Below are 18,628 nucleotides of genomic sequence, written 5' to 3' on the forward strand. Positions count from 1 at the left end.
GGTCACAGCAGCCTCAGGGCGAGCTGATAGACCACGAAGGCGGCGACCCAGGCGGTGACGAGCTGGTAGGCCACGGTGATCCAGGCCACGCGCCGTCCGTACTCCTGGGCCAGGGCGCCCACGGTGGCGATGCAGGGGGTATACAGCAGCACGAACACCAGATAGGCCAGTCCGGAGGCCGGGGTGAACGCCTGCGCCAGCGCCGAGGCCAGCGGTGTTTTCGCATCCGCCGTGGTGTCGGTGCCCAGGCTGGGCAGCGCGATTACGGTCGGGATCGCCTGCAGGCTGGCCCGCACGGCGTCCCAGGTGGCGCCCAGGGCCTGCCGGGCGCCCTCCAGCACGCCGAGCGGCGCGGGGGCGGCCGCCTGCTCACCCAGGTAGATCTGCCCCAGCGTGCCCACCACGACCTCCTTGGCGATGAAGCCGGGCACCAGCGCCCCGGTAGCCTGCCAGTTGCCGAAGCCCAGCGGCGCGAAGAGGGGCGACATCGCCTGGCTGACGGTGCCGAAGAGGCTGTCCTGCGGGGCCACGGTGGCGAAGCCCTTGCCCTGCACTACTGGAATCGCCAGCAGCACCCAGACCACGGCCACGGTCGCCATGACGGTCGTGCGGGCGCGCCGGGCGAAGCTGGCGGTGCGGCGCCACGCGTGCTTCCAGAGCACCTTCCAGGCCGGGAATCGGTAGGGCGGCAGCTCCAGCAGCACCCCGCCGCCCTCGACCTTCAGGGCGGTGCGGCGCAGGCCGAGCGCGAAGGCGAAGGCGACCAGCATCCCCAGCACGTATAATGCCCAGACCAACACGCTACCCTGGCGTGGAAACAGCGCGGCGGCGAACACCACGTACACCGGCAATCGCGCCGAACAGCTCATGAAGGGCAGGATCATGCCCACCAGCACGCGATCGGAATGCCGCTCCAGCGTGCGCGTGGCCGAGACCGCCGGCACGTTGCAGCCGAAGCCCAGGATCAGCGGAATGAAGGCCCGGCCATCGAGCCCGATGCCGCGCATCACGCGGTCCATCAGGAAGGCGGCGCGGGCCATGTAGCCGCTGTCTTCCAGAAAGCTCATGGCGAGGTACAGCACCAGCAGCGTGGGCAGGAAGCTGAGCACCGTGCCCACGCCGGGAATGATGGCGCCCACCACCAGGTCGCGGCCCAGCGGAAACCACGAGAGCAGCGCCGAGGCCCAGCCGCTCAGGGTGTCCTGCAGCGGCCCGCCGATCAGGCCCACGAACGGGCTGGCGACGCTGAAGGTGAGCCGGAAGACCAGCAGCACCAGCGCCAGGAACAGCGGGATGCCCAGCAGCGGGTGCAGCGCCAGCGAGTCCAGCCGCTCGCTGAAGGTGCGCCGGGCCTGGGCCCGCGGCACGGCCAGCCGTGCCAGATCGCCCGCGCGGGCGTAGCGGGCCTCGGCAATCTCGATCAGGGCGTCCTGCCCGCCTGTCTCCAGCGCGGCCAGATGGGCGTCGGCGCTGCCCAGCAGGCCCTGGTGCCCGGTGGCGGCCAGCCGCCCGCGCACGCTGGGATCGCCCTCCAGCAGCGCCAGCGCCAGGTAGCGGTGGGCGTGGGGCGGCAGGGTCGGCAGCGCCCCCATACGGGCCATCAGGTCGGCCACCGCCGCCTCGATGGGGGCCGGATAGCGCACGCCGATGCCCAGGCTCGCGCGGCCCAGCACGCCGCTCAGCACCTCGGCGGTGCCCTGGCCCCGGCTGGCGACCGTCTCGACCACCGGCACGCCCAGGCCCCGGGCCAGCGCCCGGGCGTCCACGCTCAGGCCCTTGTCTCTGGCCTCGTCCACCAGATTCAGGGCGACCGCCACGGGCAGCTGGAAATCCATGAGCTGCAGGGTCAGGTACAGGTTGCGTTCCAGATTTCCGGCGTCCAGCACGTTCAGCACGGCGTCCGGGGCCTCGTCCAGCAGGGCGGTGCGGGCGACCAGCTCCTCCGGCGTGTGGGGGCTCAGCGAGTAGGCGCCGGGCAGGTCGAGCAGGTACACGCTGCGGCCCCCGTGCTTCAGGTGAGCCTCGCGCTTCTCGATGGTCACGCCGCCCCAGTTGCCGACCTTCAGGTGGGTGCCCGCCACCGCGTTGATCAGCGTGGTCTTGCCCACGTTGGGATTGCCGACCACCACGATCCGGGGCTCGCGTGCGGCCTGCAGGCGGGTCAGCGTGTCGAGGCAGGCGGCCTCGTCGGGCATCAGGCTCTGGCCCAGGGGGGTCGGGAGGGCGGGGGCGCTCACACCCGCACCCGGATACCGCGCAGATCGGCCTGCCGGAGCGCCAGATCGGTGCCGTTCACGCGCAGCTCCATCGGGTCGCCCAGCGGCGCGCGGCGCACCACAGTCACCGGAGCGCCGCGCACGAAGCCCAGTTCCAGCAGCCTTCGCCGCAGCGGGTGCCGGGGGTCGAGGCCCAGCACATGGGCCGTCTCGCCGGTGGAAAGTTGATCGAGGGTTCGTTCATCCATGCCCGTCTCCCTATACCCGAGCAGAATAGTCGGATTTGGGGATTTGGCAAGGGCAGAAGCCGGGTTCTGATTGAGTCTCACCGGCGGCCTCTCGGCAGGCGATCACGAGCGCTGTTTCGGGTTCACAGGGGCAGGCCCCAGCCCAGTTCCATCAGCTCAGGCACATCAGCTCAGGCCCAGATGAACCTTCAGCCGCCGGTCGAGGTCGGCCAGTTGCGTGGGGGTGAGGCTGCCCAGGTATGCGCCGATGCGGGTGCGGTTCAGCCCACGGATGTAGTTCAGTTGCACCCTACTCGACTCCGGCAGGCCGCAGCTTCCGGCGGGGAGCATCACGTCGAAGGGGTATTCCCGGCTGACGTTGCTCGTGATCGGGGCCACCACCAGATGCGGCAGACTCTCGTTGGCGAGGTTGTTGGTCAGAATCACGGCGGGCCGTGTCCGGGCCGGCTCACCGCTCACGCTGGGCTCGAAGTTCACGGCGTAGAGGTCGCCGCGCCTCACTGGATGTCCTGTGGGTGCTCCTGCATGGGGAACTCCAGCCACTGCTCGGCCTCGGCCTGCGCCTGCGGATCGCTGGCGTAGTCCTGGGCGTAGCGGGCGTAGGCGTCACGGCGTTCCTGCTGCTCCAGCGCCTTCGTGGCGGCCTCGATGGTGGCGCTGAAGGAGGGAAGGCCGTGCTCGCGTTGATACCGCTCGAGAAACCTGAGGACGTGATCTGGAAAGACCACATGCTTGCGGTGGGTCTCCGTCATGTCCATGAGTCTACCCATCGTCGGTGGGCACGATTGTGCACACCTGGGTGTGTCGATCTAAGCCAGCCCCTCCCAGTACGCCCTCAGATCCTCCGGCAGCTCAACCTCCGCCACGACCTGCGCCCCGTCCCAGGGAAAGGCGAGGCGCGAGGCGTGGAGGGCCTGGCGATCCAGCCCCAGCCGCGCCGTCAGCTCGGGCGTCTGCCCGGTCTGCATGAAATCCAGGAACACGGCGGGGTCGCGGCCGTAGATCTTGTCGCCCACCATCGGCAGGCCCAGGTGCGCGAGGTGGGCGCGGATCTGGTGCAGCCGCCCGGAGCGCGGGTAGGCCTCGATCAGCGTGTGCCCGGCGCGGCGGGAGAGCACGCGGAAGTGGGTCACGGCCGGGCGCCCGTCCGGCACGACCGCCTGACGGATCAGGATGCGGTTGGCGCCGCCCAGGCCCAGCTCGCCCAGCGGCGCGTCCAGCACGAAGTCGTCCCAAGTGGGCTGCCCGTGCACGATGGCCTGGTAGGTCTTACCAACCAGATGGGTCTTGAACAGCGTGAAGAAGCGGCGCGCGGCGTCGGTGTCGCGGCTCAGCACCTGGGCGCCGCTGGTCTCGCGGTCGAGGCGGTGGGGCGGCGACAGGCCCTCCTCGCCGGTCTCCTGCTGCATGAAGCTCACCACGTCGGGCACGGGGAAGGCCGAGCGCACCGGGTGGGTCAGCCAGCGCGCGGGCTTGTGCACCACGTAGAAGTCCGGATGCTCCAGCACGATATGGGGTCGTTCTGGAGGGGTCAAATCTCCCACACGCTTCTGTAGTCGCGGCCCCGCAACCGCGCCGAGAGGTCGGTGGCGCGGTCGACAGTGCGTTCCAGGCGGGCGGCCAGCCACTCGCCGGGCACCTCCGGCGCGTCCCAGTGGGCCGAGGTCGCGTAGACGAAATGTGGATTGACCACGCAGCGGAAGTCGGTCATCAGGCCGAAGGCGAAGGCCCCGTGGCTGAGGTAGCCGTGATCCAGCCCGCCCGATACCAGGAAGGTGACGGGGCGGTCGAACCAGGCGCCGTGCAGGCCACGTTCCACGTCCGAGGAGCCGGTCAGCTCCACCAGCGCCTTCACGCCCGAGCCCAGGCCCCAGGTGTACACCGGCACGCCCAGCAGCACGCCGTCGGCCCCGGCGATGGCGGCGTGGTACAGAGCGGCGTGCGGGTGCTCGTAGCAGCCGCCCGGCCCCTGCACGTTGTCGAACGGGGGCAGGGGTGTGGCCCGCAGATCCAGAGAGGTGACCTCGTGGCCCTGGGCCCGCAGCTGCCCGGCCGCCAGGGCACACATCCAGGCGCTGCGGCTCTCGGGGTCGAGGCTGGTGGAGATGACCGTGAACTTCACGCCCCGCAGGGTAGCGCGGAGTTCTCCGTCTACTTCCCGGCCCCCCCCTCGTCCTCGATGGCCTTGAGGTGCGCGATCCGCTGCGGGGTGCCGGGGTGGGACTGCAGCAGGTCGAAGACGCTGGGTTTCTGCGCCTCGCCGTCTCCCCGCTCCTTCTCCAGGCGGCCCAGGATGTCGCGCAGCGGGCGGGTCGTGCCGTACTTCAGCAGCAGGTAGCGGCCCGCGACCTCGTCGGACTGGGTCTCGGCGGCGCGGGAGTAGCCGCCGCGCAGCAGGGCGGCCGGCACCGCCGCCGCGAAGGTGCTGGCACTGACCAGATCGCCGGTCAGGACGGTGGTGACCAGGGTCAGGCCCAGCGCCTGATACACACCCGCCAGCCCGTGCCGGTGGGTCACGTGCCCGGTCTCGTGGGCCAGCACGCCCATGAGCTCGCGGTCGCTGCGGGCCAGGGCGACCAGCTGGTCGGTCATGACCACCGTGCCGCCCGGCAGCGCGAAGGCGTTGGGGCCGATGCCGCTCCCTATGCCGCCGCTCTGTCCTGCCGGCTCGCCGTCGCGCAGCAGCAGGCGGTAGGGGTAGCCGCCGCCCGCCCAGGCGGTGACCGCGCGGAACTCCTGCTGAAGCTGGGCCTGCCGCGCCGCACTCAGGCGGCTGGGGCCGACATAGTCGCCGCTGGACAGCACCTTCAGGGTCTCGCGGTCGAAGGAGGCCAGCACGCTGCGGGGCGTGACCGCCGCCGCCTGCCGGCTCATCGCCGGAATCCCGAACACCACGAACAGGGCCACGGCCGCGGCGGCCAGCCCCAGGGCGGCGAGCGCCGTGCCCCAGCGCTGCTCCAGCCAGCGCACCCCGCCCAGCGCGCGGTTGCGGCCTGCCCGCCGCTCCCACGCGCTGATCGCCGGGTCGTCGGTCGTCTCGAAGCGGCCGCCGTCCGGGAACTTCAGGGAGCGCCGCACGCCCGGAATGGGCGGGTCAAGGCTGATCTCGGTGCTGGCCCAGCTGCGGTTCAGGCCCAGGTCGGGCACGGTCAGGGCCACGCCCTGGGGGCCCAGGTGCAGGGTCGCGGCGTGGTCTCTGGAGCTGCGGCCATCGAAGTACACGCCCGCCACCGGGGGAGACGTATCCTCCAGCCCCGCCGGGGTCATCAGAAGCCCACCTGGATGTCCAGCAGTTCGGAGGCCGCCTCGCCCAGCGCGGATTCACGCTGCAGGGCCCCGGCCGCGAAGTCGTCCAGCGGGGCGATGGCACGCACCTGAATCCCCTCCAGCACGTAGCGCGAGCGGCGGATGGCGGCCCAGGGCGTCGCCAGTCCCAGCGTGAGCACGGTCACGACCGCGTTCGAGACGCCGATCCAGACCAGCCGCCAGGAACTGAAGGTGGCCCGCGTGCGAACCACGCCGCCCAGTTCGCCGTGGTCGAGCACGTATTTCATGGTGGCGCCGCGGATGTACTGCCACACCACCGTGTACAGCAGGATGAAGGCCACGTAGCCCACGATCAGCGCCGGCAGCAGGGTGCCTGGGTCGAGCGTCTCGACCGAGAGCGCGCCGCGCCCGAACGAGGCGAAGGCCACGGCCGCCAGGGGCAGCAATACCAGCAGGCCCGCCCCGATCGCGATGCCCACCGCCGTCACGGCGATGATGTAGAAGGGGGCCACGTCCCCCCGGAAGTGGCCGCGCGCCGTGCCGTAGGCCACGTGGTCGAGCTGGTAGCGCCGCTGCATGAACCACGCCCAGGGCAGCGCGAACAGGCCCCCGATGCCCCCGATCACGTTCGCCACGCCGTAGGCCACGTAGGAGTCGCGCACGGTGCCGCCGAACCCGAAGGGCAGCCCCCGGTGCAGGGTGTTGGCTGCCTGGAAGCGCAGCGACTGGCGCACCAGCCAGGGATAGAGCCCCACGTAGAGCAGCAGCAGCGGCCCGGCCAGCCAGTAGTACTCGAACTGTGCCGAGAGCGAATACGCCACGAACAGCGCCCCGACCAGCAGGTAGCCGCGCAGCAGCGCGACCGGGTTGGCGCGGTACTCGAAATTCTGCCCGTCCAGCCAGGTGTGGCCGTAGAAGTACTGCCGGGTTCGCACCCGCGCCCACGGCAGGTAGATGCCCAGCGTGAGGAGGGTCAGCGCCACGTTCACGATCCACAGCCGGAAATACTCGCCGGCCGTGCCCGTGAAGGTCACCGGGTATTCGGTCACGGGAGACGCGGTGTGGGGCGCTGGGAGTGCCGGTTGGAGGCCCTGGCCCGCGTTCAGGGGCCCAGCGCTCCGGGGTTCAGCGCTCAGGGGCGCGGCGTGCCGGCCGAGGCCGGAGTCCGGGCCCGGCGGAGACTCAGGCCTGGGGGCGTCGGCGTCGGTCATGGTGACATCCTACGGGGGTCGCGGGGTCGTCGGGCGCCACTCTGGGGGCCTGTGGGGGTGTCGCCGGGGGCTCCCGGCCGGCCCCAACACGAAGCGGACGCTCTGAGGCGCCCGCTGTCACGGAGACTTCGGAAACGGGAGACCGCTTACCAGCGGCTGCCACCACGGCTGTCGCCCATGCCGCCGCCCATCGGTGCGGGCGCGGCGTTGGTCACGACCACGTTCTTGGCCTGGGGGCCCTTGTTGCCCTGGCCGGCCTCGACCTCGAACTCGACTTCATCGCCCTCGTTGAGCTTGCGGAAGCCGCCGCTCTGGATAGCGCTGTAGTGCACGAAAACGTCGGGATTTCCCGGGTGCTCGATAAATCCGTAGCCTTTTTCGACGTTGAACCACTTCACTCGACCTTGAGCCATAACTCTCCTTGCATCCCTAAGACCGCCGCCCGGTTACCCGCCCTCTGGGCCAGAACCACGAAATGGAGCGAGACTTGAGACGAGTGCATTATCGCACGTTCGCCCCGCGCATGTCACATTTCTGCCCCCCGTGGCGGGGCTGGGCGTGGCCCCCCACGGGCCGCGCTGGCACGGGCCTGAGCCCCACTTCGGCCGGGTCTCCGGGGATGCCGGCCGGCCCGGATCCCCCCCCAGGTGGAGGCCCCCTGCCCCCGGCACAGCGGCCACCCGTGCCCCCGACCTGGGCCCTCCCAGGGGCAGGGCGCGTGATAACCTTGACCGCAAGTTCACCCCGCTGTGTGCCGCACTGGAAGCCCCCCGCCCGCCGGGCCCCTGGCCCTCCCGTGTGACGCGCAGCCCCTGGAGGAAGGCATGTCGCGCTACGCCCTGGACGGGCACGTCCCCGAAATTCACCCGACTGCGTTTGTCGCTCCCAGCGCCGATCTGATCGGCCAGGTCAGGGTCGAGGCGCAGGCGAGCGTGTGGTTCGGCGCGGTGCTGCGCGGCGACCTGGAGGGCATCGTGGTCGGCCAGGGCAGCAACGTTCAGGACGGCGCCGTGCTCCACACGGATCCGGGCTGGCCCTGCACGCTGCACGACCACGTGACCGTCGGGCACCGCGCCATCGTGCATGGGGCGACCTGCGGGCCGGGCAGCCTGGTGGGCATGGGCGCCGTGATGCTCAGCGGCTCCAGCCTGGGCCCAGGCGCGGTGCTGGGCGCCGGCGCGGTGCTGCCCGAGGGCGCGCACGTGCCCGAGGGGATGCTGGCGGTGGGCGTGCCGGCGCGCGTGGTGCGGCCCGCTCCGGGCACCGGGAACGCCGTGCGCTACATCCAGAACGCCGCGCGCTTCCGCAGCGGCCTGACCCTGATTCCCAGCGCCCTGGACTGCGCCGCCCTGGATGACCCCGGTGCAGTCAGCGCCCACCCGGCCAGTGCTCAGCCGGCCAGCCCCCATCCAGACAGTGCCCACCCAGACAGTGCCCAGCCGAACGGCGCCCTCCCCAGTGGCGCCCCCTCCGTGCTGGAGGGCGTGTGAGCGACGATCTGCGCCCCGCCCGCCCGGACACCGACGACGCCGCGCCGCCCCTGTCCGACCCTGGCGCCGAACACGCAGCGGCCCACGACCTGCCCCTGGAGCTGGACGCCGAGCTGTCGGCCGGGTACGACGGGAACCACGAAGCGGACTATGAGCCCGGCCCCCTGGAGGCGGGGGAGGAACTGGCGGAACTCATTCCGGAGCTGGGCCCCATGTTCCCCGGCGCGGCCCCGTTCCTGGCCCGCTTCCTGCCGTACTCGCCCCCGGCCCACGCCGGGCTGAACCAGAATTTCTGCGACCTGCACGCCTTTTTAAAGTACCTGCACGAGCACTCCTGGTACGGCTACCTGCACGCCCTGCTGGGCGACCAGAGCGCCTACGTGCTGCTGTTCGAGGGCCGCACGGTCACGGCCGCCGCTGCCAGCGCCACGGGCGAGCAGGCGCTGGGCGAGCTGCTGAACCTCTACGAGCAGGGCGCCTCCCTGAGTGCCCACCCGCTCTCGCCGCACTACGCGCACGTGCTCAGCGGGATCGGCTCGCGGGCCTGGAAATTCAACCTGACCGAGGACTTCACGGGCCTGCACGCGCGGCCCACGGGCGCGATCTTCTACGTGCGCGGCGAGATCGTGGCGACCATGCCCGCCACCCTGCCCTACGAGGGCGCCTTCCCCGCCCCCCTGCGCCCGCAGACCCTGATCCTGCCCAGGAGCCTGGCGGGCTGGGCGCACCACCACTACGCCCTGACGCTGCGCGGCAAGGACGCCCTGAACGCGATTACCGGCGTGCACCAGAACTTCCGGCTGCAGCACGGTCAGGGCGGCCTGTATTTCCTGCGCTCGCTGGGCGAGAACCTCACGCCCGCCGAATACGCCATGCGCTCGGACGTCGCCCTGCACGACCTGGAGCCCATGATCCAGGACTTCCTGAAGACCGGCTGCATCAAAGAGGGGTAGATCGGGCGTGCCCGGCTGGCCGGTGGGGGAGGGCCTTCCCCCCGTTCAGACGGACACTCCCTGGGGTCTGGACGGCTCCCCTCTACGGGGAGGCCGCGTCCGACGGTGAAGGCGACACGCCCTGTCCCGCTGAGGGGCGATCCACGTAGGCCTCGCTGAGCTGCCACAGACGCAGCGCCGCGCTGTCGTCGAGCGCCTGCGGTCTGGGAGTGGCCCGGCGGGACTTCTCGAAGTACAGGCCGCTGTCCTCCAGCGGGTCGGCGGCGAGGTGGATGCTGGTCTGGGCGCCCTGCACGGCGCTCAGGGCGAAGCGGTCGATGATCCTGTAGATGCCGCTGAACAGGCCCCCCTGGTGGCTGCCGAAGCCGCTGGCGACCATGCCGGGGTGCAGGCTGTTGGCCTGGAGCCACGCCTCACGCCGCGCGAGTTCCCGCGTGAACAGGATGTTCGCCAGCTTGCTCTGGGCGTAGGCCGCCCAGCCGCTGTAGCCGCGCCGGAACTCCGGGTCGTCGAAGCGGATGCGGCCCATCGCGTGCGCCGCCGACGACACCGTGACCACCCGTGGCGCGTGCCCGCGCCGCAGCAGGGGCAGCAGCTCACGGGTCAGCAGGAAGGGCGAGAGGTGGTTGAGCGCCCAGGTGCGCTCGATGCCCTCGCGCGTCTCCTGGCGGGTATTGAACAGTGCCCCGGCATTGTTCAGCAGCACGTCCAGGGTATCCCCGCGTTCCCGGAACTCGGCCGCCGCCCGGCGCACCTCGGAGAGTTCCGCCAGGTCGGCGATCAGCGTGCCCGCCGCGCCGATCTCCCCGGCCACCCGCCGGGTCTTGCCTGGGTCACGGCCGACGATGGTGACCTGGGCGCCGCGCCGAGAGAGCTCGCGCGCCGCCTCCAGGCCGATGCCGTTCGTGGCGCCGGTGACCAGCACCACCCGGCCGTCCAGGCGTCGTGTGGAGAGCGCTGTGGATGGTGTGGCTGTGGATGTCGTGGCGGTGGGCTCGGTCATGCGCCCAGCATAGGCGCGCAGGCCGGGGGCGACCTGTACCGCGTCCCACAGCCCGCTGCCCGGAACCAAAAGGAAGGGCTGAATCTCATCGACTCAGCCTCTTCCGCGCTGCGGACTTCACCCGGCCCGCTTCCAAGTTGTTCGCGCTGATGGGTGAAGTGTACGCGCCGCCCTCTGACAGGGCTGTCACAGCGCTGTCACGCATCTTCCCCCTGTCTGGGGGTGCGGGTCAGGGGTGACCGGGGGACGCCTGAGCGGCACGGTGGCCTGAACCTTGAGTCACAATGCATCCAGCACGAGGGGCCGGGGGGCTGTCCACAGAGGGGGCCCCGTGCCCTTCCCAGGGGCGTCGGGGCGGCCAGCGGCCCTGCGAACAGGGGGACTGCATGAGGGGAGATGTCGACACCACCTTCCGGACTGGCCGACCACGGCCCGTACACCTGCTGGCGCCGCTGCTGCTGCTCGGCGCCGCCCAGGCCCAGAGCGGGCCCAGCAGCGGGCCCAGTTACGTTCAGCTGATTCTGGACGCCTCGGGCAGCATGTTCACGCGGCTGGAGGGCGGCCAGACCCGCATCGCGGCGGCTCAGGCGGTGCTCACCGACTTCATCGGCCGGCTGCCGGACGATCCCGGCCTGAACGTGGGGCTGCGCCTGTACGGCGCCCGCACCCAGGCGGCCGAGAGCGGCGCCTGTCAGGACAGCGAACTCGTGCTGCCCATGCGGGGGCTGGCCCGCCAGGAGCTGCTGGGCACCGTGAACCAGACCCGCCCCAGGGGCGCCACCCCGATCGCCTACTCGCTGACCCAGGCCGCCGCCGACTTTCCCACCACCCCCGGGCGCAAGCTGATCGTGCTCGTCACCGACGGCCAGGAGTCCTGCCGGGGCGACCTGAAAGCCTCGCTGGACGCCTTCAAGGCGCGCGGCATCGAGGTCGATCTGCGGATCATCGGCATCGACCTCGATGCGCGGGCCCAGCAGTCCTTCGCGGGCGTGGGCACCTTCGTGAACACCCGCTCGGTGCCCGAACTGGCGGCCGCGCTGGGGCAGGCCGTGGGGCCGGTCGCGGCCAGCGCCCCGGTGAAACTGCCCGTGACCGTGACCCTCACCTCTGGCGGCGCCGCGCTCGCCAGCGGCCCCACCGTGAGCTTCACGGCGGCCCTGGGTGGGGCCAGCGAGGCGTTCGGCAACGCGGGCGGCGTCTACAGCGCCCAGGTGCTGCCCGGCGCCTACACCGCGACCGTCCAGACCAGCTCGGCCACTCAGACATTCGGCGGCCTGACCGTCAGCGTGGGTGCGCCCAACCGCTTCACCTTCGACGTGACCCCCGTTTCAGGGGTGAGCCTGAAGGTGGAACCGGCCCAGCCCGTCGCGGGCGGGCGCGTGCAGATCAGCTTCAGCGGCGCACCCGCCAGCGGCACGCGGAACTGGATCACGGTGGCCCGCAAGACCGACCCCGACCCCGCCTACCTGGACTACAAGACCGTGCAGGGCGTCAGCGGCCAGCTCGACCTGACCCTCCCCGACGACGAGAGCGAGTTCGAGGCCCGCTATCACCTCGCCAATCCCGACGGCAGCACCCGCGTGATCGGCCGCAGCGCGCCGTTCACGCCCAAACGCGCCACGGTCAGCGTGACCGCCCCGACCACCGCCGCCGCCGGGAGCACCATCCAGGTCGGCTGGACGGGCCCCAACAACCCCGGCGACTACCTGACCATCGTGCCCATAGGGGCCGCGCCCAGCGCCTACACGAATTACTTCTATACGCGGGACGCCAACCCCGGCACCCTGACCGTGCCCACCCAGCCCGGCGATTACGAGGTGCGCTACAACAACGACCTCTCGAACCGCGTGCTCGCCAGCGCCCCCATCGTTCTGAGCGCCAACACCTACGCCCTGCAGGCGCCCGACTCCGCCGTGGCCGGCAGCGTGGTGGAGGTGAGGTGGACAGGCCCTGGCAACCGCCCAGACTACGTCACTATTGTGAAAACAGGCGCCCCGGTCGGCACCTACCTGAACTACTTCTACACCCGCGACGGCAACCCTGGCAAGCTGAAAACCCCGGTCGAACCCGGCGACTACGAACTGCGCTACTCCACCGAGGCCGCCAGCCCGAACCCGACCCTGGCGACCCGGCCGATCAAGCTGACGGCCGCCAGCTACGGCCTCCAGGCGCCGCGCGAGGGCAAACCCGGCGCCAGTATCCAGATCAGCTGGACAGGCCCGAACAGCCCCGGCGAGTACGTGACCATCGTCAAGAAGGGCGCGCCGGTCGGCACCTACACGGTCTATTTCTACACCCGTAACGGCAACCCCGGCACGCTGAAGCTGCCCGCTGAACCCGGCGAGTACGAGATCCGCTATTCCACCGAAGCGGCGAGCCCGAACCCGACCCTGTTCAGCGTGCCGATCACGGTGAAGTAGAGGAGGTTACCCTGCTGGGCAGCCTCGGTTCAGGGCTGCCCGATACGTGTCTACATCCTGATCTTCACAGGAGAGTGGGTGAACCTGCACCAGCCGCCGCCAGGTGTCCACGGGTTGATCGTCCAGCATGACCTGGGGTTTTGGCAGGAATGCCGTGAACACGTCCTCCAGGCCCACCTCGCGCGCACTCTCCCGCGCATAGGCGGCGCCGCCGGAACTCCAGCAGTACAATTCCGCCCCCTGCTCAGCAAGGGCACGCACATGTCGGATAGCGACTGGAATGGGAATCCGCGCCCGGCCTGCGTTGCGAACAAGCGTCTCGTCCACATCGACGTAGATCACGAGTGTTGTCCCCGCCATCAGATCACCTCTCTGTACGCCACGCTCTGGGAGCGGTTCTGCAGTTCGCTCCGCAGGTACTGCAACCTCGGGTGCTCCAGCCGGGGGTCGTGGGCCAGGATGTGCTTGGCGAGTTCGCGGGCCTGTTCGATGATCTCGGTGTCGTTCGCCAGGTCGGCCAGTCTCAGATCCGGGATGCCGCTCTGGCGGGTGCCGCGCAGCTCGCCGGGGCCCCGCAGTTTCAGGTCGGCCTCGGCGATAACAAAACCGTCGGTGCTGCCCTCGATGATCTTGAGCCGCTTGCGGGTCTTCTGCGAGTGCTCGCCCGCGATCAGCACGCAGTAACTCTTGGCGGTGCCGCGTCCGACCCGGCCCCGCAGCTGGTGGAGCTGCGAGAGGCCGAAGCGCTCGGCGTTCTCGATGACCATCACCGAGGCGTTGGGCACGTCCACGCCGACCTCGATGACGGTGGTCGAGACCAGGATGTCGAACTCGCGGGCGCGGAAGCGGTTCATGACGTGATCCTTCTCGGCAGCGCTCATCTTGCCGTGCAGCAGGTCGATGCGGGCTTCGGGCAGGATGACCTTGAGGTCTGCGGCGAGCTGCGTGGCGGCCAGCAGTTCCAGCGTGTCGGACTCCTCGATCAGCGCGGTGACCACGAACGCCTGCTCGCCCTGGCGGATGCGGCCCATGACGAAGCCGTAGGCCTGCTGGCGGTGCGTGTCCTGCAGCAGCTTGGTCTCGATGGGCGTGCGCCCCGGTGGCAGCTCGTCGATGATGCTCAGTTCCAGGTCGCCGTAGGCGGTCAGCGCCAGCGAGCGCGGAATCGGCGTGGCCGACATGACCAGCACGTCCGGACGCCCGGCGAGGAGTTTGCGCCGCTGCTGCACGCCGAAGCGGTGCTCCTCGTCCACCACGGCCAGCCCCAGATTGTCGAAGCGCACGTTCTCCTGGATCAGCGCCTGGGTGCCCACCACCACGTCCACCTCGCCCTGCGCGATGCGGGTCTGCATCTCCAGCTTGGCTTTCGCGGTCATCGCGCCGATCAGCAGGCCCACCCGCACGTCCAGCTGACCCAGGTAGCCCAGCAGGTTGGTGTAGTGCTGCCGCGCCAGGATCTCGGTGGGGGCCATCAATGCGCCCTGGTAGCCGTCGCGCACCGCAAGGTACAGGGCGCAGGCGGCCACCGCCGTCTTGCCCGAGCCCACGTCGCCCTGCACCAGCCGCGCCATCTGCTGGTCGCTGCGCATGTCGTCGGTGATCTCCAGCAGCACCCGCCGCTGGGCGTTCGTGAACCGGAAGGGGAGGGCGCCTTCGAAGGTACTGATATCGCTCCCCGACGCCTGGAAGCGCTTGCCCTGCAGCACGGCGTCCTCGCCCTGCAGCAGCATTCGCAGTTCCAGAAAGAGGTATTCGTCGAAGCGCAGGCGGGCGTTCGCGCGGCTCAGGTGCGCCTCGTCGGAAGGCAGGTGGATGCCCCACAGGGCGTCGCTCAGGTCGGTCACGCCATATTTCTGGCGCCAGTGGGTGGGCAGATAGTCGCCCTGCGGCACGGCCTGCAGCGCCCGGTACGCCGCGCGGCGCAGGAACTCCTGCGAGATGCCGTCCTTGGAGTCGTAGACGCCCACGATCCGGCCCGTGCTCAGCGAGTCCTGGGCGTTCTCGACCGTTTCCAGGTGCTCCACGCCCAGCTGCACGGAGCGGCCGAACTTCTTGACCCGCCCGGTCAGCACCAGCCGGGCGCCCTCGCGCAGCTGCTTTTCCACCCAGGGCTGGTTGAACCAGGTCGCCTTGACCCGCCCGCCCGAGGGCGTTTCCAGCGTCACGTCGATGACCAGCATGCCGGGCCTGGGCGAGCGGCGCGACTTGGCGACCACTTTCCCCTCCACCGTGACCTTCTGGCCCTCCTCGACTTCGTTCAGATCGGGCAGCGCGCGGCGGTCTTCGTGGCGGTGAGGGTAGGCGTGCAGCACGTCGCGCAGGGTGTGCAGGCCCAGCGACTGGAGCTTGCGCGCGCCGCCGGGGCCGGTGTCCAGCCGCGCGACCTCGGCGTCCGCGGGCAGGCGTTCGCCGGGAGCCGCGGTGGGCACCGCCTGCCGGGTCGGGGCCTTCCTCGGCGCGCTGGGCGGGGGCGACGCCGCTCCGTCCAGCAGAGACAGCGCGGTTCGCAGGGCCTCGCCGCGCGCGTCCTCGGCCTTCTGGGCGTAGCCGCTCAGGGCCTCGCGCACTCCCGGGAAGGGGTTGCCCAGGGGCGAGGCCAGCAGCTTGTCCACGCCGCCCGCCACCACGCGGTTCTGACAGCCCGACGCCAGCTCGGCGGCGAGGGGTCGCCGAAGTCGCTCACGCAGTTCCGCCACCGTCGCCATCGCCCGTCAGGCTAGCAGAGGCCCCCGCCGGGCGTCCGTAACCCCCTGCCCGGAGTGGGCGCCTGTGGCCTGCGGGCTTGATAAACCCGGCCTCATCCCGTGGTCGCCGGCCCGTCCGGATAATGCTGCAGAGGTCACCATCGTGAAATGGTTGAACATCCTGCTCGTCTTTCTGCCCGTCGCCGTCTTTCTGGAGGTCACGGGTGGCAACCCCACGCTGATCTTCATCAGCGCCTGTCTGGCGATCCTGCCGCTGGCCGGGATCATGGGGAGCGCCACCGAACAGCTCGCGGTGCGCGCCGGCAGCACGGTGGGCGGCCTGCTGAACGCGACTTTCGGCAACGCGACCGAACTGATCATCGCGTTCTTCGCGCTGCAGGCGGGCAAGCTGGAGGTCGTGAAGGCCAGCATCATCGGCTCGATCCTGGGGAACCTGCTGCTGGTGATGGGCCTGGCGGTGTTCCTGGGCGGGCTCAAGTACAAGGAGCAGAAGTTCAACCTGAAGTCGGCCAGCACCATCGCCAGCCTGCTCACCATCAGCCTGATCGCGCTGAGCATCCCGACCATCTTCGACTACGCCGCCCGCGCGGTGGCCCCCGAACGGGTCGCGCAGCTCGACGTGAACCTCAGCGACGCCACGGCGGTCGTGCTGATCATCATGTACATCGCGTACATCTTCTTCACCCTGCGAACCCACAAGGACATCCTGAGCACCTCCGACGACGAGGGCGCCCGCGACGAGCACGACGGCCCGCTGTGGAGCGTGCCGCTGGCCGTGGGGGTGCTGGCCGGCGCCACCATCGGCGTGGCGTTCATGTCGGAGTTCCTGGTCGGCACGCTGGAGGCCGCCACCGCGACCCTTGGCCTGACCGAGTTCTTCGTCGGCCTGATCCTCATTCCGATCATCGGCAACGCCGCCGAGCACGCAGCCGCCGTGATGTTCGCGCTGAAGAACAAGATGGATCTGTCCATGACGATCTCGCTGGGCTCGACGGTGCAGGTCGCGCTGCTGGTGGCGCCGCTGCTCGTGCTGGCGGGGCTGATCGTGGGCAAACCCATGAATCTGGTGGTCACGCCGCTGGAACTGATCTCCATCGGTGCCGCCGTGCTGATCGGCAACTCGGTGGTGCGGGACGGCGAGACGAACTGGCTGGAGGGGATCCTGCTGCTGGGCGTGTATGTGATCCTGGCGTTCGCGGTGTTCTTCTACCCGGTGGCGTGAGGGAGCTGCGAACCCCCAGTCCCTCACCCAGACCCGTCAATCCGCTGAGCAGTGGGGCGGGAGAGCGGGCGCCCCGCTGAGGATGAATTTCTGCTGATGAGGCGCATTTGATCTGGACGCTGACGTATCCGACCTCGGCGCCGTTCCCCCCCATCTCTGCAGGCTCGTGCGCCGCGCCTGCGGGCGAGGGCGCCTACGTCAATGAGATGAAAGGCGTCAGAGGCTGCCCCAGAGGTGAGCGCCACTTCCCGACAACCGGTGATCCACAGTCCGGTGATCCACAGTGAGGTGATCGGCGGGATGCCTGGAAGGGCTGATCACTCTTGCAATGCCAGCACACGCCTCGCCTCCGTGTCGTGTTTCTCGCACGCCACGGGGGTTCAGCGTTGTCAGGAGTGACCCGCCCTCGACTGTCCTCGACCACTTCTACCCCTCACTCCACCGTCGCTGCCCTCTCGCTCGCCCGGCCGCTCTGGCTGGCGGGGACGATCCGCAGGAGCAGGCTCAGGGCGAAGGCCACGCCCACCATGCCCAGCGCCAGGATGTACGCCCGGCGCAGCCCCTCGGCCAGGTCGTAGCCCCCGGTCTGGATGGCGCCCGCGCCGATCAGCAGGGCCATCAGCGCCACGCCCAGGGCGCCGCCCATCTGGCGGGCGAAGAGCACGCCGCTGGTCACGGCGCCCAGCTCCTCGCGCGGGGAGCCCTCCTGCGCGGCCAGCAGCAGGCTGAGCATGGCAAAGCCCATGCCGGTGCCGACCGCGAAGCCCAGGACGGAGGTCACCCACAACGGCGCGTGCACCGCGAAGATCAATGCCGCGAACATGACCACCAGCACCAGAAAGCCGGCCTGGGCGATGCGCGCCAGCGGCACGGTTCTGACCAGCCGGGCGGTGACGATGGCGGTGAGCGTCCAGCCCACCAGCATGGGGGTCAGGATCACGCCGGCCGCCGTGGCGCCCCCGCCGCTGACGCCCTGGGCATAGAGAGGCAGGTAGGCGATCACGCCGAAGTAGGCGGCCCCGCCCAGCAGGTTGCCCGCAAAGGCCACACGCGGCAGGCGCTCCCTGAGGGCGCGCATGGGCAGCAGCGGATCGGGGTGGCGGCGCTCGACCAATACGGCCGCGATCAGGGTCACGGCGCCCAGGCCCACCAGGGCCCACTGCCGCTGCTCCAGGCCCCAGACGACCAGAGCGCTGCCCAGCGTGAACAGCCCGGCGCCGAACCAGTCGAGCCGCGCCGGGCGGGGGCGGCCGGTCTCGGGCAGCGAGCGCAGGGCGATGGCCAGGGCCGCCACGCCGAAGGGCAGACACGAATAGAACGTCCAGCGCCACGACAGCGTTTCGGTGAGCCAGCCGCCCAGCAGCGGCCCCAGCAGCCCCGACACCCCCCACACGCCGGAGATGAAGCTCTGCACGCGGCTGCGCTCGGCCAGCGTGTACAGCTCGCCGACCATGGTCAGCGTGAGGGGCAGCAGCGCCCCGGCCCCGATGCCCTGCAGCGCGCGGGCCGCGATCAGGCCGCCCATGCCCTGGCTCAGCCCGCACAGGGCGCTGCCCACCAGGAAGATCACCACGCCCCAGAGGTAGAGCCGCCGCCGGCCCACGATGTCCGAGGCACGTCCCCACAGCGGGCTGGAGACCGTGCTGGTCAGCAGATACACCGCGAACGGCAGGGCGTACAGCCGCTCGCCGCCCAGATCCTGGATCACGCTGGGCATGGCGGTGGCGACCACGCTGGCCTCCAGCGCCGCCAGAAACACGCCGATCACCAGGCCGGCCGTCGCCAGTCGGCGCACCTCTGGGGAGATGGCGGGAGGCAAGGCGGGGACGGGCGCGGTCATCCGGGCAGCGTACTCCGGGGCCAGTTCTAAAGAGCGAGACAATGGATTCACCA

Annotated in this window: 17 protein-coding genes; 4 read left to right on the forward strand and 13 right to left on the reverse strand. The window is 70.5% G+C overall.

The window, feature by feature from the left end; genetic code table 11:
* Window positions 1-2: 2 nt before the first annotated feature.
* The 9 genes from feoB to CVO96_RS13140 all read right to left on the reverse strand — a co-directional run bounded on the left by feoB (window position 3) and on the right by CVO96_RS13140 (window position 7,355).
* Window positions 3-2,237 carry a ferrous iron transport protein B gene (feoB, locus tag CVO96_RS13100; protein WP_243398348.1) on the reverse strand — a complete coding sequence of 745 codons (2,235 nt, stop codon included), beginning with the start codon at window positions 2,235-2,237 and terminating at the stop codon, window positions 3-5.
* Window positions 2,234-2,464 carry a FeoA family protein gene (locus CVO96_RS13105; RefSeq protein WP_103312616.1) on the reverse strand — a complete coding sequence of 77 codons (231 nt, stop codon included), beginning with the start codon at window positions 2,462-2,464 and terminating at the stop codon, window positions 2,234-2,236. The genes feoB and CVO96_RS13105 overlap by 4 nt, the downstream gene beginning before the upstream one ends.
* A gap of 165 nt (window positions 2,465-2,629) precedes the next feature.
* The gene (locus CVO96_RS13110) at window positions 2,630-2,965 is read right to left on the reverse strand and encodes a type II toxin-antitoxin system PemK/MazF family toxin (RefSeq protein WP_165795297.1); all 336 of its coding nucleotides are present in this window, start codon (window positions 2,963-2,965) and stop codon (window positions 2,630-2,632) included.
* Window positions 2,962-3,216 carry a hypothetical protein gene (locus CVO96_RS13115; RefSeq protein ID WP_133161795.1) on the reverse strand — a complete coding sequence of 85 codons (255 nt, stop codon included), beginning with the start codon at window positions 3,214-3,216 and terminating at the stop codon, window positions 2,962-2,964. The genes CVO96_RS13110 and CVO96_RS13115 overlap by 4 nt, the downstream gene beginning before the upstream one ends.
* 57 nt (window positions 3,217-3,273) lie before the next feature.
* Window positions 3,274-3,999 (reverse strand): RluA family pseudouridine synthase, encoded by a 726-nt coding sequence (locus CVO96_RS13120; RefSeq protein WP_243398349.1) that lies wholly within the window; start codon window positions 3,997-3,999, stop codon window positions 3,274-3,276.
* Window positions 3,996-4,586, reverse strand: a complete 591-nt coding sequence (locus tag CVO96_RS13125; RefSeq protein WP_165795298.1) for an NADPH-dependent FMN reductase — start codon at window positions 4,584-4,586, stop codon at window positions 3,996-3,998. Before CVO96_RS13125 ends, CVO96_RS13120 begins: the two co-directional genes overlap by 4 nt.
* Window positions 4,587-4,615: 29 nt before the next feature.
* Window positions 4,616-5,731: a M48 family metallopeptidase gene (locus tag CVO96_RS13130; protein WP_103312620.1), complete on the reverse strand. Its 1,116-nt coding sequence runs from the start codon at window positions 5,729-5,731 to the stop codon at window positions 4,616-4,618.
* Window positions 5,731-6,780, reverse strand: coding sequence for a YjgN family protein (locus tag CVO96_RS13135; RefSeq protein ID WP_243398350.1), 1,050 nt, complete (start codon window positions 6,778-6,780; stop codon window positions 5,731-5,733). Before CVO96_RS13135 ends, CVO96_RS13130 begins: the two co-directional genes overlap by 1 nt.
* A gap of 308 nt (window positions 6,781-7,088) precedes the next feature.
* Complete coding sequence (locus tag CVO96_RS13140) at window positions 7,089-7,355, reverse strand: cold-shock protein (protein ID WP_103312622.1); 267 nt, start codon at window positions 7,353-7,355, stop codon at window positions 7,089-7,091.
* Between the two features lie 411 nt (window positions 7,356-7,766).
* Between CVO96_RS13140 and CVO96_RS13145 the strand changes: the two genes are divergently transcribed.
* Both CVO96_RS13145 and CVO96_RS13150 read left to right on the forward strand, forming a co-directional pair.
* Window positions 7,767-8,432: a gamma carbonic anhydrase family protein gene (locus CVO96_RS13145; RefSeq protein WP_112778686.1), complete on the forward strand. Its 666-nt coding sequence runs from the start codon at window positions 7,767-7,769 to the stop codon at window positions 8,430-8,432.
* Window positions 8,429-9,385: a hypothetical protein gene (locus CVO96_RS13150; RefSeq protein ID WP_243398351.1), complete on the forward strand. Its 957-nt coding sequence runs from the start codon at window positions 8,429-8,431 to the stop codon at window positions 9,383-9,385. The genes CVO96_RS13145 and CVO96_RS13150 overlap by 4 nt, the downstream gene beginning before the upstream one ends.
* 82 nt (window positions 9,386-9,467) lie before the next feature.
* On the opposite strand, the gene CVO96_RS13155 is transcribed toward CVO96_RS13150, so the two are convergent.
* Window positions 9,468-10,388, reverse strand: a complete 921-nt coding sequence (locus tag CVO96_RS13155; RefSeq protein ID WP_103313485.1) for an SDR family oxidoreductase — start codon at window positions 10,386-10,388, stop codon at window positions 9,468-9,470.
* 386 nt (window positions 10,389-10,774) lie between these two features.
* On the opposite strand from CVO96_RS13155, the gene CVO96_RS13160 reads away from it, so the two are divergent.
* Window positions 10,775-12,808, forward strand: a complete 2,034-nt coding sequence (locus tag CVO96_RS13160) for a vWA domain-containing protein (RefSeq protein ID WP_103312623.1) — start codon at window positions 10,775-10,777, stop codon at window positions 12,806-12,808.
* A 6-nt stretch (window positions 12,809-12,814) separates the two neighbouring features.
* On the opposite strand, the gene CVO96_RS13165 is transcribed toward CVO96_RS13160, so the two are convergent.
* Complete coding sequence (locus tag CVO96_RS13165; protein WP_243398352.1) at window positions 12,815-13,150, reverse strand: DUF705 domain-containing protein; 336 nt, start codon at window positions 13,148-13,150, stop codon at window positions 12,815-12,817.
* A gap of 17 nt (window positions 13,151-13,167) precedes the next feature.
* Entirely contained in the window at window positions 13,168-15,513 is a 2,346-nt protein-coding gene (gene recG, locus CVO96_RS13170; protein WP_103312625.1) for an ATP-dependent DNA helicase RecG, read from the reverse strand.
* A gap of 64 nt (window positions 15,514-15,577) precedes the next feature.
* On the opposite strand from recG, the gene cax reads away from it, so the two are divergent.
* Window positions 15,578-16,735 carry a calcium/proton exchanger gene (gene cax / locus CVO96_RS13175; RefSeq protein ID WP_279327010.1) on the forward strand — a complete coding sequence of 386 codons (1,158 nt, stop codon included), beginning with the start codon at window positions 15,578-15,580 and terminating at the stop codon, window positions 16,733-16,735.
* Window positions 16,736-17,168: 433 nt separating this feature from the next.
* On the opposite strand, the gene CVO96_RS13180 is transcribed toward cax, so the two are convergent.
* Window positions 17,169-18,575, reverse strand: coding sequence for an MDR family MFS transporter (locus tag CVO96_RS13180; protein ID WP_103312626.1), 1,407 nt, complete (start codon window positions 18,573-18,575; stop codon window positions 17,169-17,171).
* Window positions 18,576-18,628 lie beyond the last annotated feature (53 nt).

Source organism: Deinococcus koreensis (assembly GCF_002901445.1).
GTDB lineage: Bacteria > Deinococcota > Deinococci > Deinococcales > Deinococcaceae > Deinococcus > Deinococcus koreensis.

Bases quoted from the DNA above. Each gene is read 5' to 3' on its own strand.
- CVO96_RS13160 (WP_103312623.1), top strand. From the start codon at position 10,775: ATGAGGGGAGATGTCGACACCACCTTCCGGACTGGCCGACCACGGCCC.
- CVO96_RS13115 (WP_133161795.1), bottom strand. From the start codon at position 3,216: ATGACGGAGACCCACCGCAAGCATGTGGTCTTTCCAGATCACGTCCTC.
- CVO96_RS13155 (WP_103313485.1), bottom strand. From the start codon at position 10,388: ATGACCGAGCCCACCGCCACGACATCCACAGCCACACCATCCACAGCG.
- CVO96_RS13145 (WP_112778686.1), top strand. From the start codon at position 7,767: ATGTCGCGCTACGCCCTGGACGGGCACGTCCCCGAAATTCACCCGACT.
- CVO96_RS13180 (WP_103312626.1), bottom strand. From the start codon at position 18,575: ATGACCGCGCCCGTCCCCGCCTTGCCTCCCGCCATCTCCCCAGAGGTG.
- recG (WP_103312625.1), bottom strand. From the start codon at position 15,513: ATGGCGACGGTGGCGGAACTGCGTGAGCGACTTCGGCGACCCCTCGCC.
- CVO96_RS13105 (WP_103312616.1), bottom strand. From the start codon at position 2,464: ATGGATGAACGAACCCTCGATCAACTTTCCACCGGCGAGACGGCCCAT.
- CVO96_RS13130 (WP_103312620.1), bottom strand. From the start codon at position 5,731: ATGACCCCGGCGGGGCTGGAGGATACGTCTCCCCCGGTGGCGGGCGTG.
- CVO96_RS13140 (WP_103312622.1), bottom strand. From the start codon at position 7,355: ATGGCTCAAGGTCGAGTGAAGTGGTTCAACGTCGAAAAAGGCTACGGA.